Annotated in this window: 21 protein-coding genes and 1 other RNA gene; 9 read left to right on the forward strand and 13 right to left on the reverse strand. The window is 65.0% G+C overall.

Annotated features, from left to right (window positions below):
- The first annotated feature begins 58 nt into the window (after nt 1–58).
- Nucleotides 59–469, forward strand: an RNA gene (gene rnpB / locus E1N52_RS09995) — RNase P RNA component class A.
- A gap of 82 nt (nt 470–551) precedes the next feature.
- On the opposite strand, the gene E1N52_RS10000 is transcribed toward rnpB, so the two are convergent.
- Nucleotides 552–974: an OsmC family protein gene (locus E1N52_RS10000; protein WP_027795839.1), complete on the reverse strand. Its 423-nt coding sequence runs from the start codon at nt 972–974 to the stop codon at nt 552–554.
- Nucleotides 975–1,610: 636 nt separating this feature from the next.
- Here E1N52_RS10000 and rplM point away from each other — a divergent pair.
- From rplM to erpA, 3 genes are all read left to right on the forward strand, one after another.
- Entirely contained in the window at nt 1,611–2,039 is a 429-nt protein-coding gene (gene rplM, locus E1N52_RS10005) for a 50S ribosomal protein L13 (protein WP_027795838.1), read from the forward strand.
- 11 nt (nt 2,040–2,050) lie between these two features.
- A complete protein-coding gene (rpsI, locus tag E1N52_RS10010; RefSeq protein WP_028209425.1) occupies nt 2,051–2,443 on the forward strand; it encodes a 30S ribosomal protein S9 in 393 nt (130 codons plus the stop codon).
- Nucleotides 2,444–2,679: 236 nt separating this feature from the next.
- A complete protein-coding gene (gene erpA, locus E1N52_RS10015) occupies nt 2,680–3,045 on the forward strand; it encodes an iron-sulfur cluster insertion protein ErpA (protein WP_042262553.1) in 366 nt (121 codons plus the stop codon).
- 65 nt (nt 3,046–3,110) lie between these two features.
- On the opposite strand, the gene E1N52_RS10020 is transcribed toward erpA, so the two are convergent.
- Nucleotides 3,111–4,265 carry an anhydro-N-acetylmuramic acid kinase gene (locus E1N52_RS10020; protein WP_281282625.1) on the reverse strand — a complete coding sequence of 385 codons (1,155 nt, stop codon included), beginning with the start codon at nt 4,263–4,265 and terminating at the stop codon, nt 3,111–3,113.
- Between the two features lie 240 nt (nt 4,266–4,505).
- Here E1N52_RS10020 and tyrS point away from each other — a divergent pair, with 240 nt between their 5' ends.
- From tyrS to E1N52_RS10040, 4 genes are all read left to right on the forward strand, one after another.
- The gene (gene tyrS / locus E1N52_RS10025; RefSeq protein ID WP_133182393.1) at nt 4,506–5,768 is read left to right on the forward strand and encodes a tyrosine--tRNA ligase; all 1,263 of its coding nucleotides are present in this window, start codon (nt 4,506–4,508) and stop codon (nt 5,766–5,768) included.
- Nucleotides 5,765–6,235: a D-aminoacyl-tRNA deacylase gene (gene dtd / locus E1N52_RS10030; RefSeq protein WP_133182395.1), complete on the forward strand. Its 471-nt coding sequence runs from the start codon at nt 5,765–5,767 to the stop codon at nt 6,233–6,235. The genes tyrS and dtd overlap by 4 nt, the downstream gene beginning before the upstream one ends.
- A 17-nt stretch (nt 6,236–6,252) precedes the next feature.
- Nucleotides 6,253–6,936 (forward strand): histidine phosphatase family protein, encoded by a 684-nt coding sequence (locus tag E1N52_RS10035; protein ID WP_133182397.1) that lies wholly within the window; start codon nt 6,253–6,255, stop codon nt 6,934–6,936.
- A 321-nt stretch (nt 6,937–7,257) separates the two neighbouring features.
- Nucleotides 7,258–8,409, forward strand: coding sequence for a branched-chain amino acid ABC transporter substrate-binding protein (locus tag E1N52_RS10040; RefSeq protein ID WP_133182399.1), 1,152 nt, complete (start codon nt 7,258–7,260; stop codon nt 8,407–8,409).
- Nucleotides 8,410–8,489: 80 nt separating this feature from the next.
- Here the strand turns inward: E1N52_RS10040 and E1N52_RS10045 are convergent, their stop codons facing one another.
- From E1N52_RS10045 to E1N52_RS10085, 9 genes are all read right to left on the reverse strand, one after another.
- Nucleotides 8,490–9,434 carry an oxygenase MpaB family protein gene (locus E1N52_RS10045; RefSeq protein ID WP_133182400.1) on the reverse strand — a complete coding sequence of 315 codons (945 nt, stop codon included), beginning with the start codon at nt 9,432–9,434 and terminating at the stop codon, nt 8,490–8,492.
- 37 nt (nt 9,435–9,471) lie between these two features.
- The gene (gene ruvB / locus E1N52_RS10050) at nt 9,472–10,548 is read right to left on the reverse strand and encodes a Holliday junction branch migration DNA helicase RuvB (RefSeq protein ID WP_042262539.1); all 1,077 of its coding nucleotides are present in this window, start codon (nt 10,546–10,548) and stop codon (nt 9,472–9,474) included.
- Between the two features lie 99 nt (nt 10,549–10,647).
- On the reverse strand, nt 10,648–11,229 hold the full coding sequence (gene ruvA, locus E1N52_RS10055; RefSeq protein WP_133182402.1) for a Holliday junction branch migration protein RuvA: 582 nt from the start codon (nt 11,227–11,229) through the stop codon (nt 10,648–10,650).
- Nucleotides 11,230–11,336: 107 nt separating this feature from the next.
- Nucleotides 11,337–11,879: a crossover junction endodeoxyribonuclease RuvC gene (gene ruvC / locus E1N52_RS10060; RefSeq protein WP_028201962.1), complete on the reverse strand. Its 543-nt coding sequence runs from the start codon at nt 11,877–11,879 to the stop codon at nt 11,337–11,339.
- Nucleotides 11,880–12,068: 189 nt separating this feature from the next.
- A complete protein-coding gene (gene purH, locus E1N52_RS10065) occupies nt 12,069–13,634 on the reverse strand; it encodes a bifunctional phosphoribosylaminoimidazolecarboxamide formyltransferase/IMP cyclohydrolase (protein WP_133182404.1) in 1,566 nt (521 codons plus the stop codon).
- Between the two features lie 70 nt (nt 13,635–13,704).
- Complete coding sequence (locus E1N52_RS10070; protein ID WP_028216158.1) at nt 13,705–13,938, reverse strand: Fis family transcriptional regulator; 234 nt, start codon at nt 13,936–13,938, stop codon at nt 13,705–13,707.
- Nucleotides 13,935–15,002, reverse strand: coding sequence for a tRNA dihydrouridine synthase DusB (gene dusB, locus E1N52_RS10075; protein ID WP_133182406.1), 1,068 nt, complete (start codon nt 15,000–15,002; stop codon nt 13,935–13,937). The genes E1N52_RS10070 and dusB overlap by 4 nt, the downstream gene beginning before the upstream one ends.
- Nucleotides 15,003–15,206: 204 nt before the next feature.
- On the reverse strand, nt 15,207–16,487 hold the full coding sequence (locus E1N52_RS10080) for a UbiH/UbiF/VisC/COQ6 family ubiquinone biosynthesis hydroxylase (RefSeq protein WP_133182408.1): 1,281 nt from the start codon (nt 16,485–16,487) through the stop codon (nt 15,207–15,209).
- A 52-nt stretch (nt 16,488–16,539) separates the two neighbouring features.
- Nucleotides 16,540–17,946, reverse strand: a complete 1,407-nt coding sequence (locus tag E1N52_RS10085) for an aminopeptidase P N-terminal domain-containing protein (RefSeq protein WP_133182616.1) — start codon at nt 17,944–17,946, stop codon at nt 16,540–16,542.
- Between the two features lie 271 nt (nt 17,947–18,217).
- Here E1N52_RS10085 and E1N52_RS10090 point away from each other — a divergent pair, with 271 nt between their 5' ends.
- Complete coding sequence (locus E1N52_RS10090) at nt 18,218–18,829, forward strand: glutathione S-transferase C-terminal domain-containing protein (RefSeq protein WP_133182410.1); 612 nt, start codon at nt 18,218–18,220, stop codon at nt 18,827–18,829.
- Between the two features lie 96 nt (nt 18,830–18,925).
- On the opposite strand, the gene E1N52_RS10095 is transcribed toward E1N52_RS10090, so the two are convergent.
- Together E1N52_RS10095 and mnmA are read right to left on the reverse strand one after the other, a co-directional pair.
- Nucleotides 18,926–20,533 carry an FMN-binding glutamate synthase family protein gene (locus tag E1N52_RS10095; RefSeq protein ID WP_133182411.1) on the reverse strand — a complete coding sequence of 536 codons (1,608 nt, stop codon included), beginning with the start codon at nt 20,531–20,533 and terminating at the stop codon, nt 18,926–18,928.
- Nucleotides 20,534–20,779: 246 nt separating this feature from the next.
- Nucleotides 20,780–21,976 (reverse strand): tRNA 2-thiouridine(34) synthase MnmA, encoded by a 1,197-nt coding sequence (mnmA, locus tag E1N52_RS10100; RefSeq protein WP_246089012.1) that lies wholly within the window; start codon nt 21,974–21,976, stop codon nt 20,780–20,782.
- Between the last annotated feature and the right edge of the window lie 9 nt (nt 21,977–21,985).

Raw genomic sequence — 21,985 nt, forward strand, 5'->3', positions numbered from 1 at the left:
CGGCATTCGATCAGGCCCCCGGCGCGGCGCGCCTGCACGTGCTAAGATCGCGCCTCGCAAAGCAGGCCAGGCAGTCGCGGCTCCGAGGTTTCGGCCAAAGAGGCGAGGAAAGTCCGGACTCCACAGGGCAGGGTGATGGCTAACGGCCATCCGTGGCGACACGCGGAACAGGGCAACAGAGAACAGACCGCCGATGGCCCGATTTCGGTCGGGATCAGGTAAGGGTGAAACGGTGCGGTAAGAGCGCACCGCGTCTGCGGTGACGTAGACGGCACGGTAACCTCCACCCGGAGCAATTCCAAGTAGGCAGGCGCGCATCTTCGGGATGCAGGATGGGGCCCCCATTCCGTCTGCGGGTAGGAAGCTTGAGCGCGTCAGCAATGGCGCGCCTAGAGGAATGGCTGCCACGCGCGGCGCGTCTTCGGACGCGGCGTGTGCACAGAATCCGGCTTATCGGCCTGCTTTGCAGCCTCATTCATGCAAAAAGCCGGCGCGGTTCTTCGAAGAACCGCGCCGGCTTTTTCTTTTGCCGCCGATTTTTGCCGCAGATATTAAGCCGCGACGATCTCGAACGTATGCGTGATCTCGGCGGTCTTGCCGATCATGATCGACGCCGAGCAGTACTTGTCGTGCGAGAGGTTGATCGCGCGCTCCACGGTGGCCGGGTTCAGGTTCTTGCCGGTCACAGTGAAGTGGAAGTGGATCTTCGTGAAGACCTTGGGATCTTCGCTCGCGCGCTCGGCCTTGAGCGTCACGCTGCAGCCGCTCACTTCCTGGCGGCTCTTCTTGAGGATCAGCACCACGTCGTAGGCCGTGCAGCCGCCCGTGCCGAGCAGCACCATTTCCATCGGCCGCGGCGCGAGGTTGTGGCCGCCGCCTTCCGGTGCGCCGTCCATGTTGACGAGATGGCCGCTGCCCGTTTCGGCTGCGAACGCCATGCCGTCCTGACCCATCCAGCTAACTTTGCATTCCATATGCGTATGCCTCTGCCCGGTTTCTTGATTCAGACGGCATTGTAGCCCGCGCCTTACTGGTATGTCCGGGGGGACACGGCGGCGCGCGCCTTATGCCACGTGCTTGAATGTTGCGTCGCGACATCCTATCGACAAGGCGGATTTCCCTGACGCAATTAGGGGTTTCGCTCTAGCTGTCCTGCATGCTTTTCGCGTGCTGGATTTTCAACTCACTGATTTTTAAGAAATTCTCGTCCGCTACATCGATTCGATGCGATTTCATATTGTGGTGTTAAATTTCGCAATGCAAATGTCCTTGCGCCGCACAAGGCCCATCCGTATAATTCATCTCATTGGTTGTCGTGCTTCACGACACCTCAGCATGTCTCCTCCACCCTCCTCCAAAGAGTGGATTAAGCCCGAACAAACGCGTTCGGGCTTTTTTTCGTCTGCCGTCCCCGGTTTGCCCCGCCTGTACCGCGCCGCAAGCAAATTTTTGACTCACGGCCAAATTTCCTCTTATAATCGTAGGTTCTCCGCATCCATGTCCGCGCGGAGTCGGGGAAACTCGAACCAGGGAGAGCCTGCGCCGACGTCAACGAGCGTCACTACACAAGCAGGACCAAAACAGGGCACAGCATTTTTTTTGGATCGATCATGAAGACTTTTTCCGCCAAGGCACATGAAGTGCAGCGCGAATGGTACGTGATTGACGCGACGGATAAGGTTCTCGGCCGTGTCGCCAGCGAAGTGGCACGCCGTCTTCGCGGCAAGCACAAGCCTGAGTTCACCCCGCACGTCGACACTGGTGATTTCATCATCATCATCAACGCCGGCAAGCTGAAGGTCACGGGCAACAAGACCACCGACAAGAAGTACTACCGTCACTCGGGCTACCCGGGCGGTATCTACGAAACGACGTTCGGCAAGATGCAAGAACGCTTCCCGGGCCGCGCGCTCGAGAAGGCCGTGAAGGGCATGCTGCCGAAGGGCCCGCTCGGCTACGCGATGATCAAGAAGCTGAAGGTCTACGCAGACGCAACGCACCCGCACTCGGCACAACAGCCGAAGGCGCTCGAGATCTAAGGGGAGCCCACATGATCGGTAACTGGAATTACGGTACGGGCCGCCGCAAGAGCGCCGTCGCTCGTGTCTTCATCAAGTCGGGCAAGGGCGAAATCGTCGTCAACGGCAAGCCCATCGCTGACTACTTCTCGCGCGAAACGTCGCTGATGATCGTGCGTCAACCGCTGGAACTCACGAACCACGGTACGACGTTCGACATCAAGGTGAACGTGACGGGCGGTGGCGAAACCGGCCAGGCTGGCGCAGTTCGCCACGGCATCACGCGCGCGCTGATGGACTACGACGCAACGCTCAAGCCGGCACTGTCGCAAGCTGGCTTCGTTACGCGTGACGCACGTGAAGTGGAACGTAAGAAGGTCGGTTTCCACAAGGCACGTCGCCGCAAGCAGTTCTCGAAGCGTTAATTTCACATTGGCGCTTTGCGCCTGCGCCCCTCGCGGGGTGCGGCGCTGCTGCAAAAGCCGTCCGCGCTTCGTGCGCCGGGCGGCTTTTTCGTTTGTTTTTTTCGTTTTCGTCGGCGCGCCGCACGTCTGGCGCGCAAGCTGCGACAATCTGGAGAAACCCCTTGATTTCGTGGGCTTAAGCACGATATCGGGAAGAGCCCTACAATAGCGGCTAGAAGCTTTTTTGGAGAGTTCGAATGAGCGCTGTCACCGAAACTACCGCGACCGAAATGCCCGGTCCCTTCGTTTTCACCGAAGCAGCGGCTGACAAGGTCAAGCAACTGATCGACGAGGAAGGCAACCCGGAGCTGAAGCTGCGCGTATTCGTGCAGGGCGGCGGCTGCTCGGGCTTCCAGTACGGATTCACGTTTGACGAAACGGTCAACGAAGACGACACCGTGATGAACCGCAACGGCGTCCAGCTTCTGATCGACTCGATGAGCTATCAGTACCTCGTCGGCGCCGAGATCGACTACAAGGACGATCTGAACGGCGCGCAATTCGTCATCAAGAACCCGAACGCGACCACCACCTGCGGTTGCGGCTCGTCGTTCTCGGTTTGATCGATTTGCATTTGCTGTAATAAAAAACGGGGCTTCGGCCCCGTTTTTTATTGGTGCGCGCTTGCTCAGCGTGGATAAATTGCGCCCAGCACGCGCTCGCCGGCAGCGCCGGTCACAGCCGCGAGATTGCCCGGCTCGCGTGCCACGCAGCGCATGGCGAGCCACGCGAAGGCAAGCGGCTCTACCTGATGCGGCGGGACGCCGAGCGCTTCGGTGGTTGTGACCGGCACGCCCGCTACACCACCCGTTTCGAGCGCCTTTTGCAGCGCCGCCATCAATGCCGCATTGCGTGCGCCGCCGCCGCAGACATACACGGCGCGGCAATCACTCGCGTGACGTTCGATTTCGCGCGCCACGCTCACGGCGGTCAGTGCGACGAGCGTAGCCTGCACGTCGGCGGGCGTGAGCGACTCGAAGCCCTTGAGCTTGTCGTCGAGCCACTGGGCGTTGAAAAGATCGCGGCCGGTGCTCTTGGGCGGTGGCTGCTCGAAAAACGGTTCGTCCAGCAGGGCATTCAGTAGCGGCTGATGCAGATTGCCGCTTGCGGCGAACTTGCCGTTCTCGTCGTAGGGCTTGCCCAGGTGCCGTTCGGCCCACAAGTCGAGCAGGGCGTTTGCTGGCCCGCAGTCGAAGCCACGCACGGCGCCCGTCGCCGAGAGCACGGTGATGTTGCTGATGCCGCCCAGGTTGCAGACCACGCGCGTTTCTTCCTGCGAGCCGAACAGCGTCGCGTGGAACGCGGGCACGAGCGGCGCACCTTGGCCGCCCGAGGCGACGTCGCGGCTTCGGAAGTCGGCGATCACGTCGATATGCGTGAGTTCCGCGAGCAGCGCCGGGTTCTGGATCTGCACTGTGTAGCCCTTCTCCGGCCGATGCCGCACAGTCTGGCCGTGCGCGCCGATTGCGCGCACCTCGGCGGGGGCAACGTTGCTCCCGCGCAGCAACTCGTGGCAGCACACCGCATAGCGGGCAGCCAGCGCGTTGCCGGCGAGCGCCTCGCGCTCGATCTCGTTTTCGCCTGGCTGCTGCAACGAAAAGAGCGCCTCGCGCAGCCCCTGGGCGAAGCCGACGAACGCCTCGGCCAGCACCACTGGCCGCTGGCCAGCCTCGAAGCGCACGGCAATGCCGTCCACGCCATCCATGCTCGTGCCCGACATCAGGCCGAAATACACGCCGTCGGCGGCGTGTGCGCTCTCGTTTCGTGCGTCGCGTGGCGCCACTTTGTGCTCCTTTATCAATGCAATTCAGTGCCCTGCGAGGGAATTATCGGCGCAATGCCGTGCGAGCGTAAGCCGAAAGGCTGACTGCGCACCGGCGCGGGTGAGTCTGGCACCTAATTCCGGTCCGAGGGCTCGGTACAGCATGGCTTCGCGCGCGCAAACCGCAAACCTCGGCCCGGCGAGTCGAATCACGTAAAATTGCGCACTAGACCCAGACTTAACGACAGAACCGATCGAAGCATGAGCAACGAGTCCAACTCCAACGGCGCCAGCACCGGCGCAAAAGACGCCTTTCCGGTCACCGACGAAGTCCGTCACGCACTCGCCGTCACGAAGCGCGGCGTGGACGAACTGCTGATCGAAGAAGAATTCGAGCAGAAGCTCGCCCGCAGCGCGGCCACCGGCAAGCCGCTGCGCATCAAGCTCGGCCTCGACCCGACCGCGCCCGACATCCACATCGGCCATACGGTCGTGCTCAACAAGATGCGCCAGCTGCAGGATCTCGGCCACAACGTGATCTTTCTGATCGGCGACTTCACTTCGCTCATCGGCGACCCGTCGGGCCGCAACGCCACGCGCCCGCCGCTCACGCGCGAGCAGATCGAATCGAACGCGAAAACGTACTTCGAGCAGGCCGCGCTCGTGCTCGACCGCGAAAAGACCGAAATTCGCTACAACAGCGAATGGTCGATGCCGCTCGGCGCCGACGGCATGATCAAGCTCGCGTCGCGCTACACGGTGGCCCGTATTCTGGAGCGCGAGGACTTCACCAAGCGCTTCCAGAGCGGCGTGCCCATTTCGATCCACGAATTCCTGTATCCGCTCATGCAGGGCTACGACTCGGTCGCGCTCAATGCGGACCTCGAACTCGGCGGCACGGACCAGAAGTTCAACCTGCTCGTTGGCCGCGAACTGCAAAAGCAGTATGGCCAGGAGCAGCAGTGCATTCTCACGATGCCGCTGCTCGAAGGCCTCGACGGCGTCGAGAAGATGTCGAAGTCGAAGAACAACTACATCGGCATCAGCGAGAAGCCCAACGACATGTTCGGCAAGCTGATGAGCATTTCCGACGTGCTGATGTGGCGTTACTTCACGCTGCTGTCTTTCCGTCCGATGGACGAAATCGAAGGATTCAAGCGCGAAATCGAAGCGGGCCGCAACCCGCGCGACTTCAAGGTGCTGCTCGCACAGGAAATCGTCGCGCGCTTTCACTCGCAGGCCGACGCCGAGCGCGCGCTCGAAGACTTCAACCATCGCGCCAAGGGCGGCGTGCCGGACGACATTCCGTCGATCACGCTCGCGGGCGCGCCCCTCGCCATTGGCCAGTTGCTCAAGCAGGCGGGGCTCGTGCCGTCCACGAGCGAAGCGCTGCGCAACATCGAGCAGGGCGGTGTGAAGATCGACGGCGCCACCGTCTCCGACAAGGGCCTCAAGGTCGAAGCGGGCGAGTTCGTCGTGCAGGTGGGCAAGCGCCGCTTTGCGCGCGTGACGCTCACGGCATGATTGCGCTGATCCAGCGCGTGCGCCGCGCCGAAGTGCGCGTGGCGGACGGCGGCGGCGAGCGCGTGACCGGCGCGATCGGCCAGGGGCTGCTCGCGCTGGTTTGCGCCGAGCGTGGCGACACCGAGGCCAGCGCCGACAAGCTGCTCGCGAAGCTGCTCGGCTATCGTGTGTTCAGCGACGCAGCGGGCAAGATGAACCTGAGCGTGCAGAACATCGACGGCGACGGCACCGCTGGCGGCCTGCTGCTCGTCTCGCAGTTCACGCTGGCGGCCGACACGAACAGCGGTCTGCGCCCGAGTTTTACGCCGGCCGCGCCGCCCGAAGAGGGCCGGCGTCTATTCGATTATTTCGTCGCCGCCGCGCGCGAGAAGCATACGAGCGTCGAGACGGGCGAGTTCGGCGCCGACATGCAGGTGTCGCTCGTCAACGACGGCCCCGTCACGTTCTGGCTGCAAGTGCGCAACTGAACCATGCGCTACTGACTATGAACACGCAAATTCTCTTTATCCGCCACGGCGAAACGGACTGGAACCGCATCAAGCGCATCCAGGGACACATCGACATTCCGCTCGCAAAAAGTGGCGTGGCGCAGGCCCAGCAACTCGGCGCGCGGCTCGCGCAAGACGTGCAGTCGGGCGCGCGGCTCGACGCAATCTGGTCGAGCGATTTGTTGCGTGCGCAACAGACTGCGCAGCCCATTGCCGAAGCCCTGGGTCTGCCGATTCAGCTCACTGAAGGCCTGCGCGAGCGCAACTATGGCGCGTTTCAGGGCCACGACAGCGACGAAATCTCCGAGCGCTTTCCGGACGAGTACGCGCACTGGCAAACGCGCGACCCTGGCTTCGCTCCGCCCGAAGGGGAGTCGCAGCGCGAGTTCTACCACCGTGTGCTGCACGCGCTCGAGCCGATCCTGGCTAAGCACCCGGGCGGCCGTATTGCGTGTGTCGCGCACGGCGGCGTGCTCGACTGCGTGTACCGCTTTGCGAACGGCCTCGCGCTCGACGCGCCGCGCGCGTGGCCACTGCTCAACACGAGCGTGAACTTCGTCGATTTCGAACGCGATGATTACGTGACGCAGGCGCGCGTCGTCGCATGGGGCGATGTGACGCACCTTGGCGGCATCAGCGCCGACGACGGCTTCAAGCGCACGCCCGAGGCGGGACGCTAACCTGTCGTCTCGGACAGCGCGGCGCCCAGCCGCGCTGTCCTGCTCTTCCTGCCTTTCCCCCTTCCTGCGCCGTTCCCGTGTCTCGCCGACGCTGCGTCCCCATCTATTTTCTTTCCACTCGCTTGCGGGTTCTTTCCAAAGCCCAACCACAAAGTTAAGCGGCCTGCTAACATTTGTCCGACCTTTGGGTGCGCCGGCGACCGGGCTTTAGGCCCGGCCCTGCGTTGAAGAGGGACGCGCGCGCATGACAAGCGTGAGGCCGCGTGCCCAGGGTTGCTATACGAACGGGTATTCCCAGAAAAACACGCAGGAGAAAGTTCAATGACGTTCAAGCTTCACAAGCTGCTGCCGGTGAGCGCAGCGGTCATGGCGCTCGCAGCGCTGTCGGCCAGCAATACGGCGTCGGCCGACCAGGTCGTCAAGATCGGCCACGTCGGGCCGCTCACGGGCGGTTCGGCCCACCTCGGCAAGGACAACGAGAACGGCGCGCGCCTCGCCATCGAGGAAATCAACGCCAAGGGCCTGACGATCGACGGCCAGAAGGTCACGCTCGCGCTCGACGCACAGGACGATGCCGCCGACCCGCGCCAGGCCACCCAGGTCGCGCAGAAGCTGGTAGACGACAAGGTCGTGGCCGTGATCGGCCATCTGAACTCGGGCGCATCGATCCCGGCATCGAAGATCTACAGCGACGCCGGGATCGTGCAGATCTCGCCGTCGTCGACCAATCCTTCGTACACGCAGCAGGGCTTCAAGACCACGTACCGCGTGGTCGCGACTGACGCCCAGCAAGGCCCCGCGCTCGCCGACTACGCGGCCAAGAGCCTGAACGTGAAGACCGTGGCCGTGGTCGACGACTCGACCGCCTATGGCCAGGGCCTCGCGAACGAGTTCGAGAAGACGGCGAAGTCGCTCGGCATGAAGGTGCTCTCGCACGACGCGACCAACGACAAGGCCGTCGATTTCCGCGCGATCCTCACGAAGATCAAGGGCGAGAACCCCGACGCCATCATGTACGGCGGCATGGACGCCACGGGCGGCCCGTTCGCGAAGCAGGCTCGCCAGCTCGGCTTGCGCGCGAAAGTGCTGTCGGGCGACGGCGTGTGCACGGAAAGCCTCGCGGAACTCGCGGGCGCGGCGACGGACAATATCGTCTGCTCGCAGGCCGGCATGGCGGTCGAGCGTATGAATGGCGGCGCAGCGTTCGCGGCGAAGTACGAGAAGCGCTTCGGTCATCCGATCGAATTCGATGCGCCGTTCACGTATGACGCGGTGTACATCATCGTCGACGCGATGAAGCGCGCGAACTCCACCGACCACGCGAAGATCCTCGCGCAGATCCCGAGCACGGACTACAAGGGCGTGATCGGCGAGACGACCTTCGATTCGAAGGGTGACCTCAAGCACGGCGTGATCTCGCTCTACAACTACAAGGGCGGCAAGAAGACGCTGCTCGACGTGGTGAAGATGTAAGCACGCGCAGCCGCTTCGGCGCATCACAAATGAAACGGCCAACCTGCCGAGCGGGTTGGCCGTTTTTTATTCCGTAGCGCTTATTTCGCGGGTTGTGCCGCAGCCCGCCGCCGCGCGCGTTTCGATACGCCGTTGACGAGCGCCCAGCGCAATACCGGCGCGACGGCGAGCATGCCGGGCTGCACCATCGCGCGGCGCGCGAAGGCGAACGAGTCGAAGCCGAGCATCTGCTGCGCGAACGGCGGCAACAGATCGATGCCCGCGTTCCTGATCAGCGCGCCGGCGGGGCGCATCCCCGGGCGCGGCGCAGGCGCTTCCATGAGCACGCGCACCACTTCGAACGTGCGGTCGCTCGCGACGAGTTCGGGCTGCATCGACTGCAGATACGCGGCGATTTCGGCGCGCGAGCGCGGCACATTCGCAGCGCCGAGCAGCTCGGCAATACGCGCGACTTCGGCGTAGTACTGATCCTGCATCTCACCGGGCAGCGCGGGATTCACGAAGCGCAAATACGCGCCGAGGAAGCTCGAAACCTCGGCCACGTGCACCCAGGTCAGCAACGCGGGATCGCTCGCGCGATAGGGACGGCCATCGGGTGCGGTGCCCATCACGGCGAGGTGGATCCGCTTGACGCGTTCGATCAGCGCCAGCGCGTCGGCGCGGCTGCCGTAAGTCGTGCCGGCGATGAAGGTCGCGGTGCGCCGCAGCCGCCCGAGGATGTCGATGCGAAAGGTCGAATGGTCCCACACACCGGCGAGCGCCAGAGGATGCAACGCCTGCAGCAGCAGCGCGCTGACGCCGCCCGCCATCATCGCGGCGAAATCGGCATGGACCTTCCAGCAAACGGCGTCGGGGCCGAAGAGGCCCGGGTCGCCCGGCGGATTCGAATAATCGAGTTTCGGGCCGCTGCCCGTGGTGAGATGCGTGATGTTTTCGGCGAGCGTCATACGCAGGCGGCGCACGAGCTGACCGGCAAGGCCGGTCGGTTCCGGAGCGTTCGGAGGGAGGCCGGCGTGATCGGACATCGTGCTCTCGCTCGCGCTGCGTTGAGGCCTGCGCGCCTTAGGACGCGTCCGGTTCCCAGTCGCCGCCCGTCGATGCGTCGTCCGGCACCGTGAGGCCGAAGTGGCGGTAGCTCAGTTGCGTGGCTACGCGCCCGCGCGGCGTGCGCTGCAGATAGCCTTGCTGGATCAGGTACGGTTCGAGCACGTCCTCGATAGTGTCGCGTTCCTCGCCGATTGCGGCGGCAAGGTTGTCCACGCCCACCGGACCGCCGTCGAACTTGTGCAGGATGGCTTCGAGCAACTTGCGGTCCATCAGGTCGAAGCCCACGGGATCGACGTCGAGCATGCGCAGCGCGGCGTCGGCGACCTTCGCGGTGATCGCGCCGTCTGCCTTCACTTCCGCGTAGTCGCGCACGCGGCGCAGCAGGCGGTTCGCGATACGCGGCGTGCCGCGCGAGCGGCGTGCGATTTCGAGCGCGCCGTCCGGGTGGATCTGTGCGCCGAGCAGCGAAGCCGAGCGCTGCACGATGCGCGAGAGCTCGCCTGCGTTGTAGAACTCGAGGCGCGAGACGATGCCGAAGCGGTCGCGCAGCGGGTTCGTGAGCATGCCCGCGCGCGTGGTCGCGCCCACGAGTGTGAACGGCTGGAGGTCGAGCTTCACGCTGCGCGCGGCAGGCCCTTCGCCGATCATGATGTCGATCTGGTAGTCCTCGAGCGCCGGATACAGGATTTCCTCGACGACCGGCGAGAGCCGGTGAATTTCGTCGATGAAGAGCACGTCGTTGGCTTCGAGATTGGTGAGCAGCGCCGCCAGATCGCCCGCGCGCTCCAGCACGGGCCCCGACGTCTGCCGCAGATTGACCCCCATTTCACGCGCGATGATGTGCGCGAGGGTGGTCTTGCCGAGGCCCGGCGGTCCGAACAACAGCACGTGGTCGAGCGGTTCGGAACGGCGCTTCGCAGCCTCGATGAAGATCTCGAGCTGCCCGCGCACCTTTTCCTGGCCGACATATTCGTCGAGCTGGCGCGGGCGCAATGCGCGTTCGAACGCTTCCTCATGGGTCGAGGCGGGCGTCGCGGCGATCACGCGGTCGGCGCCGGCGTGGTTGGCGGCGAGTTTGTCGGTTTCGATCATGCAGCGATTGTACCGCGCAGACTATGCGATGGCAGGGCTGTCCCAGGCATCACGATGGCGCCGCAACTAACAGCCCGCCTCGGGCGTACGCGCGGGCGATCAGGCCTTTGAAAGCACCTTGAGTGCGAGCTTGATGCCTTCCGAAACGCCGGTGCCTGCGGGCACGTTCTTGATCGCGGCGAGCCCTTCCTTCTCCGAATAGCCGAGCGCGAGCAGCGCATTGAGGATGTCGTTCGCGTGGTCGGAGGGCGATGCGGCGGCGGCCATTGCGCCGAGGTCCGCACCGAGCTTGCCCTTGAGTTCGAGCAGCAGGCGCTCGGCCGTTTTCTTGCCGATGCCGGGCACGCGCGTGAGGCGCGCCGCGTCCTGCTGCGTGACGGCTTGCGCCAGGTCATTCACGCTCATGCCCGAGAGCACGGCGAGCGCCATGCGTGCGCCGATGCCGCTGATCTTGAGCAGCTCGCGAAAGGTCGAGCGTTCCTCCTGCGTGCCGAAGCCGAAGAGCAGATGCGCGTCTTCGCGCACGATCATCTGCGTGAGCAACACGATTTTTTCGCCGGTGCCGGGCAGGTTGTAGAACGTGCTCATCGGCACGTCGACTTCGTAGCCGACACCGTTGCAGTCGACGAGCAGGTGCGGCGGGTTCTTTTCCAGCAATACGCCGGCAATGCGACCGATCATGGCGGGTTCTGTGATGAGGGAAAGCTCAAGAGTGTAGCGGAGGGCAGGGCTGTACGGAGCGCGCGGCCGGAACGTTGGCCGCGCAGCCGGCCGCATTGGCCACGCATTCAGCCGATCAACCGTCCGCGGCGTACCCGCATGCCCTTCTTCGCGAGCGCAGGCGCGAGGCCGCCGAGCGTGGCGAGCGCGTCGCCGCCGTGTGCGTGGCAGATCGCCATGCCGAGCGCGTCGGCGGCGTCGGTGCCGGGCGTGCCGGTGAGGGCGAGCAGGCGCACGACCATCTGCTGCATCTGCTCCTTGGTCGCGCGCCCATAGCCCACCACGGCCTGCTTGAGCTGCAGTGCGGTGTACTCGGCCACCGGCACGCCGCCCGAAACCAGCCCGCAGATGGCTGCGCCGCGCGCCTGGCCGAGCAGGAGGGTCGACTGCGGATTGACGTTGACGAAGACCTTTTCGATCGCCGCCTGGTCGGGCGCGTGCTGGCGGATCAGCGTGGAAACGCCCTCGAAGATGGTGCCGAGGCGCGTGGGCAGATCGGCATCGGCGGTGCGGATGACGCCGCTTGCGACGTACGTGAGCTGATGGCCGTGACGTTCGATCACGCCGAAGCCGGTGACGCGCAAGCCGGGGTCGATGCCGAGAATTCTCATGAAATGCGGGAAAGACAGATGTGCCTGCGATGGTACAACGAACGGCACAGATGCCGCGAGCCTTGAAGGCGCGAGCGAACGAGGCGCGCGGCGCAAAGAAAAAGCCCGCGAGACGCAAGTCTGGCGGGCTTTGCACAAGCGGCGCGTCACGTGCAGGTCACGCGCCGCACGCAACCAGTGCGACGAAGATCAGTGACGGAAGTGGCGGATGCCCGTCATCACCATCGCGATGTTGTGCTCGTCGGCGGCGGCGATCACTTCGTCGTCGCGCATCGAGCCGCCCGGCTGGATCACGCAGGTCGCGCCCGCGTTCACCACCACGTCGAGGCCGTCGCGGAACGGGAAGAACGCGTCCGACGCCACTGCCGTGCCCGCGAGCTTGAGGCCCGCGTTTTCGGCCTTGATGCTGGCGATGCGCGCCGAGTCCACGCGGCTCATCTGGCCCGCGCCCACGCCCATGGTCATGCCGTTCGCGCAGAACACGATGGCGTTCGACTTCACGAACTTCGCGACGCGCCATGCGAACAGCAGATCGTCCATTTCCTTCGGCGTCGGGTGGCGCTTCGTCACCACGCGCAGTTCGTGCGGCTGCACGTTCTTCGCGTCGAGCGATTGCACGAGCAGGCCGCCGCCCACGCGCTTCAGATCGAATGCGTTATGGCCATCGCCCAGCGCGATTTTGAGCAGACGCACGTTCTGCTTAGCGGCGAACACGGCCTTCGCGGCTTCCGAGAACGACGGCGCGATCAGCACTTCGACGAACTGCTTGGCCACAGCCTGCGCCGCGGCTTCGTCCACTTCGCGGTTGAACGCGATGATGCCGCCGAACGCCGAGGTCGGGTCGGTCTGGAACGCCTTCGAGTAGGCTTCGAGCGCGTTCGCGCCGATCGCCACGCCGCACGGATTCGCGTGCTTGATGATCACGCAGGCCGGGGCGTCGAACGTCTTCACGCATTCCCATGCCGCGTCAGAGTCGGCGATGTTGTTGTACGACAGTTCCTTGCCCTGAAGCTGCGTGTAGTTCGCGAGCGCGCCGGCGGGCGTCGTGAGGTCGCGGTAGAACGCGGCGCTCTGATGCGGGTTTTCGCCGTAGCGCAGGTCCTGGACCTTGTCGAACGCGAGGTTCAGCACGGCCGGGTAGGTGTTGCGCGACTTGTGCTCGAGCGCTTCGGTGAGGCTCGTGAGGTAGTTCGTGATCGCGCCGTCGTACTGCGCCGTGTGCGAGAACACCTTGGTCGCGAGGCGGAAGTTCGTGGCGTAGCTCACGGTGTTGCCGTTCGCGCGCATCTCTTCCAGCACCTTCGCGTAGTCGGCCGGATCGACCACCACGGTCACGTCGCGATGGTTCTTCGCCGCCGAGCGCAGCATGGTCGGGCCGCCGATATCGATGTTCTCGATCGCGTCTTCGAGCGAGCACTCTTCCTTCGAGATCGTCTGGACGAACGGGTAGAGGTTCACGACCAGCAGGTCGATCGTCGGGATGTCGTGCCTTTCGAGCGCGGCCATGTGCTCGGGCAGGTCGCGGCGCGCGAGGATGCCGCCGTGCACCTTCGGGTGCAGCGTTTTCACGCGCCCATCGAGCATTTCCGGGAAGCCGGTGTAGTCGGCCACTTCGGTGACGGAAAGGCCCGCGTCCGCGAGCAGTTTCGCGGTGCCGCCGGTCGAGAGGATCTTGACGCCGAGGTCCGACAGCGACTTCGCGAAGTCGACGATGCCGGCCTTATCGGAAACGGAGATGAGCGCTTGCCTGATCATGATGGGTAACGAGGTAGATTGCCGAGAGATCGAGGGGTCTGCGCCGAAGGTCCAGAAAAACGCAGCGGCGTTACAGCAGGCCGTGCTGCTGGAGCTTCTTGCGCAGCGTGTTGCGGTTGATGCCGAGATACTCGGCGGCGAGCGACTGATTGCCACCTGCCTGCTCGAGCACCACCTCGAGCATCGGTTTTTCGACGCACGCCATCACCATTTCGTAGACGTCGTGCGGGTTGCTGCCGTCGAGGTCCTGGAAGTAGATGCCAAGGCTCTCGCGGACGGATTGTTCGATGTTGTGCTTGCTCATGCTGCCAGTCGATCGGTTGATTCGTCGCTGCCGTCGCTGTCGTTGTTCTCGTCGTCGACGTAGACGAGGCGCTCGGAGCGCGCCTTCTGTTCGTCGAAGAACTGGTTGACGGCGACGAGCTGCTCGCGCGTGGTGTCCAGCGTATTCATGCGGTGCCGGAACGTATTGGCGCCGCAAAGGCCGCGAGTGTACCAGCCGATATGCTTGCGCGCAGTACGCACGCCCGTAAATTCACCGTAAAAAGCGTAGTGGTCCTCCAGATGCTCGTTCATGATCGACTGGATTTCGTCTACGCGCGGGGGCGGCAGCAGCTCGCCCGTCGCCAGGAAATGCTCGATTTCGCGGAACAGCCACGGGCGCCCCTGCGCCGCGCGGCCGATCATGATGGCGTCGGCGCCCGTGAGCGCGAGGACCTCGCGCGCCTTTTGCGGCGACGTAATGTCGCCGTTCGCGACCACCGGAATGCGTGCGGCGGCTTTTACTGCAGCAATCGTTTCGTACTCCGCTTCACCGTGATAGAGATCGGCGCGCGTGCGGCCGTGCACGGTGAGCATGGCAATGCCGCTTTCTTCGGCAATACGCGCAATGGTGAGCGCGTTGCGGTTGTCGCGGTCCCAGCCCGTGCGGATCTTGAGCGTGACGGGCACGGCGTCGGGGCCCACGCCTACGGCGTCGACCACGGCCTTGACGATGCGCGCGACGAGCGGTTCGTTCTGCAAAAGCGCCGAGCCGGCCGCGACGTTACAGACCTTCTTGGCCGGGCAGCCCATGTTGATGTCGATGATCTGCGCGCCGTTCGCGACGTTGTAGCGCGCGGCTTCGGCCATCATTTCCGGATCGGCGCCCGCGATCTGCACAGAGATGGGTTCCACTTCACCCGCGTGATTCGCGCGGCGCATGGTCTTTTCGCTCTTCCAGAGCTGCGCGTTGGACGCGACCATTTCGGACACCGCATAGCCCGCGCCGAGGCGCTTGCACAGCTGGCGGAACGGCCTGTCCGTGACACCCGCCATGGGGGCGACGAACAGGTTATTACGCAAGGTGTGACGGCCGATAGTGAACATGACGCGCGGGCAAGGCCGGTACCGCGACCCGGATGGCAATCCGGCCGGCGCGGCGATCGGCGTGAATTTGAAAAAGGGGAAACGCGTATTTTAGCGTAAGCGGGATGCGAGGTCGCGCAGCGCGGACCCTGGTCTTGTCCCGGCACAGCGTGGCAGCGTTCAAAGAAAAACGATGCGACCCTTAGTGGCCTTTGGCGTTCTGCCTCAAGTCCGCTGTCCGAACATCATCTGCCGCGCGAGTGCCGTTTTCACGGGCGGTGCGAATTCGAGCGCCGTGAGCGCGAGCCCGCGCAGCGTGGCGAGCGGGCCGAAATCGACGGTGAACAGGCGTGCGAGCGTGTCCGTCGCGCCGATCGTCATGCGCCGGTCGAATGCGCGGCGGCCCGCGAACTCGGCGAGCGCGCGCGGCGTGGCGCCGTGCTGCGCAAGCGAATCGGCGAGGGCGTGGGCGTCGCGCAGACCGAGATTGAGGCCCTGGCCCGCCACCGGATGCAGTGTTTGCGCCGCATTGCCGACCGCCGCGATGCGGCCGTGGCCGGAAACGAGGGCGTCGAGCGCGTTCAGGCCGAGTGGAAAGGCCGCGCGAGCGTGAATCTGCGTGAAGCGGCCCATGCGCGCGCCGAACGCCACGCCGAGTTCGGCGAGGAAATCGGTGTCTGAAAGCTGCGCGCGGCGCTCGGCCTGGGCAGGGGAGCAGCACCACACCAGAGCGTAATCGGCGCCGCGCACGCCGCCCATCGGCAGGAGTGCGATCGGGCCTTCGTTCGTGAAGCGCTCCCACGCGACGTGCGGCTGCGGGGCCGCGAGCGTCACCACGCCGACCAGCGCCGTTTGCCCGTAGTCGCGCGTGCGTTTGGTTTCGGCGGCCGGCAGTGCGGCCTTCGCGTCGGCTTCGTCGCTATCGTCTTGCGCGTCGCGTGGCGGCGGCGTGCGATACAGGCCGCCTTCGGCGTTCACGAGGATGCGCGTGCGCAGATGCCGCTCGACGCCCGCGCTCACGACCGGCAGCGTCACGCCGTCGTGCTCCACGACGGGGTCGTGCGCCTGCGTGTGATGCAGCCAGTGCACCTGCGTGCCGCGCACGGCGTGCGCGAGCGCCTGCACGATCGCGCCGTAGCGCGCCACGTAGCCGAGCGCGGGCAAGTCGTAGTCGTGGCGGTCGATCAGCGTGCGCCCGAAATGGCCGCGCTGCGAAACATGGATGCGTTCGATGGGCGTGGCGTCGTGCGGCCACGCGAGCGCTTCGAGCAGCGTGCGGCTACCCTGCGAAACGGCAATGGCGCGCGGGTCGCCGGCGCTGTCCTCGGGTTCGCGCGCGTCGATCAGCGCAATCGAGAGCCCTTGCGTGGCGCTGCGCCGCGCGAGCCAACCCGCGAGCGCGAGACCCACCGGCCCCGCGCCGACGATCGTCACGTCGTGGTCGAAGTGGGCGGGCGCGTTCGCGCCGGTGAGAGTGTCGTTCGCGCTGCCGGAAACTGCGTTCATGTCGTTTGCTTCGCTTCGTGTGGAGTCTTCGCGTCTGCGTCTGCCGTCGGCATCAAGCGCTGCGTTGCGCGGCCTGCATGAGCGCTTCGATTTCATCGGCGGAAACGGGCACGCCGCGCGTAATCAACTCGCAGCCCGTTTCGGTGACTATTGCGTCGTCCTCGATGCGGATGCCGATGTCCCAGTAGCGCTCGGGCACGTCCTCGGCAGCGCGGATGTAGAGGCCCGGCTCGATCGTGAGCGTCATGCCGGGGCGCAGCGTGCGCCACGGCGGCGGGGCGGCGGGTTTGTCGGCGCCGGCCGCAACGCCACGTTCGCCGCGCTCACGATAGTCGCCCGCGTCGTGCACATCCATACCGAGCCAGTGCCCAGTGCGATGCATATAGAAGCGCGCATAGGCGCGCTCGGCGATCACGTCGTCGACGCTCGCAAAGCGCTGCCGGTCGATGATGCCGGTATCGAGCAGCCCCTGCGCGAGCACGCGCACCGCGGCGTCGTGCGGCGCCTCGAAATTCACGCCGGCGCGCGTGGCGTCGATAGCGGCCTGCTGCGCGGCGAGCACGATGTCGTACAGCTCGCGCTGCGCGCTCGTGAAGCGGCCGCTCGCCGGGAACGTGCGGGTGATGTCGGAGGCGTAGCCGTTCAACTCGCACGCGGCGTCGATCAGCACGAGGTCGCCCTCGCGCGCCACCGCGTTGCCCGCGGGGTAGTGCAGCACGCACGCGTTCGCGCCTGCCGCGACGATCGAGCCGTAGGCGGGCGCCTGCGCGCCGTGCTTGCGGAACGTGTAGAGCAACTCCGCCTCGATCTCGTATTCGCGCATGCCGGGCCGGCATGTCTGCATCGCGCGAACGTGCGCGAGCGCCGAGATCTTCGCGGCGCGGCGCATCGTGTCGAGTTCGTGCGCATCCTTGAACACGCGCATGTCGTCGAGCAGCGGCAGCAGGTCGTACGCGGCGGCCGGCGCAGTGACGCCGCTGCGCCCCTGCGCGCGCACCGCGTCGATCCAGCGCTTCACCTGCGCGTCGAAGCGATCGGAGGCCGCGAGCGCATAGTGCAGCGCCGGGCGGTTGGCGATGAGCTGCGGGATGCGCGCATCGAGTTCGTCGGCAGGAAACGCGGCGTCGAAGCCGAACGCTTCGCGCGCGGCGTCCGGACCGAAGCGGAAGCCTTCCCACGTTTCGCGCTCGACGTTCTTCGCGCGGCAGAACAGGATCGCGGCGGGCTGATTCTCGCCCGCGTTCGCGTCGAGCACGAGCAGCGCCTCGGGCTCCGTGAAGCCGGTGAGGTAGTAGAAGTAGCTGTCGTGCCGATAGGGATAGTCGGCGTCGCGATTGCGCAGCGCTTCGGGCGCGGTCGGCACAAGCGCGACACCGCCGCCTTGCGCACGCAGCGCCGCAAGCACACGCTCGCGGCGCGCGCGATAGAGCGCCGCGCCGCCGTCGGGGCCGCGCTGCATGTCGGCTGCGTCGGCCACGCTGGCCGCAGGGTGGGCTTCGCTCGAGGCGGCCGGGGCGCTTTGCTTGAGGGTCGAGTCCATCGTGAGATTGTAGCGCTGGCTACAAACGGACGCGCTGGCTCGCGGTGACCCCACCCACGAGCCGCCGTGGCCGGGTGTTGTCTCTAGCTGACATTATTTGTAGGAAAAATCCTGCACTGCAACAGGCGGCGCGTCAGAAAATAGCGAATCCAACGTATACTTCGGCCGGATTCCAGAAAAGGCAGGTGGTATGAAACTTATCGGTTCGCTCGGCAGCCCGTATGTCCGCAAGGCGCGGATCACGCTCGCCGAAAAGAAAATCGACTACAGGCTGGTGCTCGAAAACGTGTGGGGCGAGGAAACGGCGATTCACGATTTCAACCCGCTCGGCAAGGTTCCGTGTCTCGTGATGGACGACGGCGAGGCCGTGTTCGACTCGCGCGTGATCTGCGAGTACGTCGACATGCTCTCGCCCGTGGCCAAGCTCATTCCGCCCGCAGGACGTGAGCGTATCGAAGTGCGTTGCTGGGAGGCGCTCGCCGACGGCATGCTCGACGCGACCGTCTTGATTCGCCTCGAAGGCACGCAGCGCACGCCGGAGCAGCGCAACGAGTTGTGGGTGAAGCGCCAGGAGCGCAAGATCCACGAAAGCCTGACCGCGATGGCCAAGGGGCTCGACGGCAACCCGTGGTGCGCGGGCAACCGCTACACGATCGCGGATATCGCCGTGGGCTGCGCGCTCGGCTATCTCGACTTCCGCATGCCGGAGCTGAACTGGCGCGAGGCGCATCCCAATCTCGCGCGCCACTTCGAGAAGCTCTCGCAGCGTCAGTCGTTTGTCGACACGGTACCGCAAGGCTGACATCCGGCTGATCTGCAGCTGATGTGACTAAAACAAAACGCCCGACGGCATCGCGTGCCGTCGGGCGTTTTTCGTGTGAGTCGCGGATCGACTTCCTCAGACGATCTTTTCCTCGGCCGGCGCGAACGAATCGCTGCGCGCGACCGGCCACCACTTCTCATACAGCTGATAGCGATAGCGGCCTTCGAGCAGATCGCCGGGCTTCAGGTACTTGAGCAGTTCCGACATCAGCTTCACTTCATACGACGACACGCGACGCACGATGTGATGCGCGCGCAGATCCGAAGGGCTAGCGAGACCGGCGGCCTGAATCAGCTCCTGCAGCGCATGCAGCGTGTTGTGGTGGAAGTTGAAGACGCGCTCGCCCTTGTCCGGCACGTTCAGCGCGCGCTGGCGCACCGGGTCTTGCGTGGCGACGCCGGTGGGGCAGCGGTCCGAGTGGCACTTCTGCGCCTGGATGCAGCCCACGGCGAACATGAAGCCGCGCGCCGAATTCACCCAGTCCGCGCCGATTGCGAGCGTGCGCGCGATATCGAACGCGGTGATGATCTTGCCGCTCGCACCGATCTTGATCTTGTCGCGCAGGCCGATACCGACGAGCGTGTTGTGCACGAGAAGCAGCCCTTCCTGCAGCGGCGTGCCGATGTGGTCGGTGAATTCGAGCGGCGCTGCGCCCGTGCCGCCTTCCGCGCCGTCCACGACGATGAAGTCGGGCAGGATGCCGGTTTCCAGCATCGCCTTGGCGATGCCGAAAAACTCCCACGGATGGCCGATGCACAGCTTGAAGCCCGTGGGTTTGCCGCCCGAGAGCTTGCGCAGGCGGTCGACGAATTCGAGCAGGCCGCGCGGGGTGGAGAACTCCGAGTGGCGCGCGGGCGAGACGCAATCCTTGCCGATGGGAATGCCGCGCGTTTCGGCGATCTCGGGCGTGACCTTGGCCGCGAGCAGCATGCCGCCGTGGCCAGGTTTCGCGCCTTGCGAGAGCTTCACCTCGATCATCTTCACCTGCGGCTCGTTCGCGAGGCGCTGGAATTTATCGGCGCTGAAGGTGCCGTCGTCGTTGCGGCAGCCGAAGTAGCCCGAGGCGATCTCCCAGATGATGTCGCCGCCATTCTCGCGGTGATACTTCGACATCGAGCCTTCGCCGGTGTCGTGCGCGAAGCCGCCTTTCTTCGCGCCCATGTTGAGCGCGCGGATGGCGTTCGCGGAAAGCGCGCCGAAGCTCATCGCCGAGATGTTGAAGATCGACATCGAGTACGGTTGCGCGCGGTCGCCGCCCACGAGCACGCGGAAGTCGCTGCCTGCGAGCTTCGTGGGCGCGAGCGAATGGCTGATCCACTCGTGGCCCACGGCCTTCACGTCGAGTTCAGTGCCGTACGGGCGGCTGTCCACCGCGTTCTTCGCGCGCTGGTAGACGAGGCTGCGCTGGGCGAGCGAGAACGGCTTTTCGTCGGTGTCGTCCTCGACGAAGTACTGGCGGATCTCGGGCCGCACGAACTCGAACAGGAAGCGCAGATGACCCCAGATCGGGTAGTTGCGCAGGATCGCGTGGCGCTCCTGGAACATGTCGTAGAGGCCGAGCGCGACGAGCAGCGCGGGCACGATCACGCAGTACCACGACAGGTGATGGAGCGCGGCTGCGGCGGCACAGGCTGCGAGCAGCAGCACCGCGCCCCACATGGCGAGATAACGTCGGGAAAACATTGGGGGAACTCCTCGAACTTGATTTAATACGCGCCCTGGCTCTCCTCTTGTGAAGGGGCGGCGCGCGTGAGCCGCGCGGTTGCTGGGCGCGGCTTGCGGGAATGATGCCGCAAGTTCGTGAAACTGGCAGGCAAGCGGGCAGTGTCGTTCGAGCGGCCTGTGGGAGGCGTCGAGAGTCGGATAAAAAAACGCGGCGCCGTGGGCGCCGCGTGGTGTTTTCTTACGTTTTGCCTGACGCAGCTTGCGTCACGCGACCGTCGCCGTAGCGGGCTTCTTGCGCGGGACGCGCTTCTTTTTCTTCGGCGCTTCGGGCGGCAGCACGGCGGGCACGTGCGGCGCGAGCGTCGTCACCGCTTCGATGATGCCGCCGCCCAGGCACACGTCGCCGTCGTAGAGCACCGCCGACTGGCCGGGCGTCACGGCCCACTGCGCGTCGGGAAAGCGCAGCGTGAACTGGCCCGCGCCGAATTCGTCTGCGGTATGGAACGAGCAGGGCGCATCGGCCTGGCGATAGCGCGTTTTCGCGCCGCATGCGTGGTCCTGCGCCGGCGGTTCGCCCGCCACCCAGCTCACGTTGCCTGCGCGCAGCTCGTGCGCGAGCAGCCACGGATGATCGTGGCCCTGCACGACGTAGAGCGTGTTCGAGGCCATGTCCTTGCCTGCCACGAACCACGGATCGCCGCTGCCGTCCTTGCTGCCGCCAAGGCCAATGCCCTTGCGCTGCCCGAATGTGTAGAACGCGAGGCCGATATGTTCACCGACAATCTTGCCGTCGGGCGTCATCATCGGGCCGGGTTTGGTCGGCAGATAGCGGTTGAGGAAGTCGCGGAACGGCCGCTCGCCGATGAAGCAGATTCCTGTGGAATCCTTCTTTTTCGCGTTCGGCAGGCCGATCTTTTCGGCGATCTCGCGCACCTTCGTCTTGGGGATTTCGCCGAGCGGGAACATCGTCTTCGAAAGCTGCGCCTGGTTCAGGCGATGCAGGAAGTACGACTGATCTTTCGTGTGATCGAGCGCCTTCAGCAGTTCGAAGCGTCCGTTGCTCTCGTTCTGGCGCACGCGCGCATAGTGGCCCGTGGCGATCGTTTCCGCGCCGAGCGACATGGCGTGGTCCAGAAAGGCCTTGAACTTGATCTCGGCGTTGCAGAGCACGTCCGGGTTCGGTGTGCGCCCTGCGGAATACTCGCGCAGGAACTCCGCGAACACGCGGTCCTTGTACTCGGCGGCGAAGTTCACGGCTTCGACGTCGATGCCGATCAGGTCCGCAACCGACACCACGTCGATCCAGTCCTGGCGCGTCGAGCAGTACTCGCCGTCGTCGTCGTCTTCCCAGTTCTTCATGAAGAGACCGACGACGTCGAATCCCTGCTCCTTGAGCAGCCATGCGGTAACCGACGAATCGACGCCGCCCGACATGCCTACCACGACCTTACGTTTGCTCATTTCGTTGCT

This window comes from Paraburkholderia guartelaensis (assembly GCF_004353905.1).
Classification (GTDB): Bacteria; Pseudomonadota; Gammaproteobacteria; order Burkholderiales; family Burkholderiaceae; genus Paraburkholderia; species Paraburkholderia guartelaensis.

Excerpts from the sequence above, each read along its gene's own strand:
- E1N52_RS10000 (WP_027795839.1), bottom strand. The coding sequence starts at position 974 with ATGGAATGCAAAGTTAGCTGGATGGGTCAGGACGGCATGGCGTTCGCA.
- rplM (WP_027795838.1), top strand. The coding sequence starts at position 1,611 with ATGAAGACTTTTTCCGCCAAGGCACATGAAGTGCAGCGCGAATGGTAC.
- rpsI (WP_028209425.1), top strand. The coding sequence starts at position 2,051 with ATGATCGGTAACTGGAATTACGGTACGGGCCGCCGCAAGAGCGCCGTC.
- erpA (WP_042262553.1), top strand. The coding sequence starts at position 2,680 with ATGAGCGCTGTCACCGAAACTACCGCGACCGAAATGCCCGGTCCCTTC.
- tyrS (WP_133182393.1), top strand. The coding sequence starts at position 4,506 with ATGAGCAACGAGTCCAACTCCAACGGCGCCAGCACCGGCGCAAAAGAC.
- dtd (WP_133182395.1), top strand. The coding sequence starts at position 5,765 with ATGATTGCGCTGATCCAGCGCGTGCGCCGCGCCGAAGTGCGCGTGGCG.
- E1N52_RS10035 (WP_133182397.1), top strand. The coding sequence starts at position 6,253 with ATGAACACGCAAATTCTCTTTATCCGCCACGGCGAAACGGACTGGAAC.
- E1N52_RS10040 (WP_133182399.1), top strand. The coding sequence starts at position 7,258 with ATGACGTTCAAGCTTCACAAGCTGCTGCCGGTGAGCGCAGCGGTCATG.
- E1N52_RS10045 (WP_133182400.1), bottom strand. The coding sequence starts at position 9,434 with ATGTCCGATCACGCCGGCCTCCCTCCGAACGCTCCGGAACCGACCGGC.
- ruvB (WP_042262539.1), bottom strand. The coding sequence starts at position 10,548 with ATGATCGAAACCGACAAACTCGCCGCCAACCACGCCGGCGCCGACCGC.
- ruvA (WP_133182402.1), bottom strand. The coding sequence starts at position 11,229 with ATGATCGGTCGCATTGCCGGCGTATTGCTGGAAAAGAACCCGCCGCAC.
- ruvC (WP_028201962.1), bottom strand. The coding sequence starts at position 11,879 with ATGAGAATTCTCGGCATCGACCCCGGCTTGCGCGTCACCGGCTTCGGC.
- purH (WP_133182404.1), bottom strand. The coding sequence starts at position 13,634 with ATGATCAGGCAAGCGCTCATCTCCGTTTCCGATAAGGCCGGCATCGTC.
- E1N52_RS10070 (WP_028216158.1), bottom strand. The coding sequence starts at position 13,938 with ATGAGCAAGCACAACATCGAACAATCCGTCCGCGAGAGCCTTGGCATC.
- dusB (WP_133182406.1), bottom strand. The coding sequence starts at position 15,002 with ATGTTCACTATCGGCCGTCACACCTTGCGTAATAACCTGTTCGTCGCC.
- E1N52_RS10080 (WP_133182408.1), bottom strand. The coding sequence starts at position 16,487 with ATGAACGCAGTTTCCGGCAGCGCGAACGACACTCTCACCGGCGCGAAC.
- E1N52_RS10085 (WP_133182616.1), bottom strand. The coding sequence starts at position 17,946 with ATGCAGCGCGGCCCCGACGGCGGCGCGGCGCTCTATCGCGCGCGCCGC.
- E1N52_RS10090 (WP_133182410.1), top strand. The coding sequence starts at position 18,218 with ATGAAACTTATCGGTTCGCTCGGCAGCCCGTATGTCCGCAAGGCGCGG.
- E1N52_RS10095 (WP_133182411.1), bottom strand. The coding sequence starts at position 20,533 with ATGTTTTCCCGACGTTATCTCGCCATGTGGGGCGCGGTGCTGCTGCTC.
- mnmA (WP_246089012.1), bottom strand. The coding sequence starts at position 21,976 with ATGAGCAAACGTAAGGTCGTGGTAGGCATGTCGGGCGGCGTCGATTCG.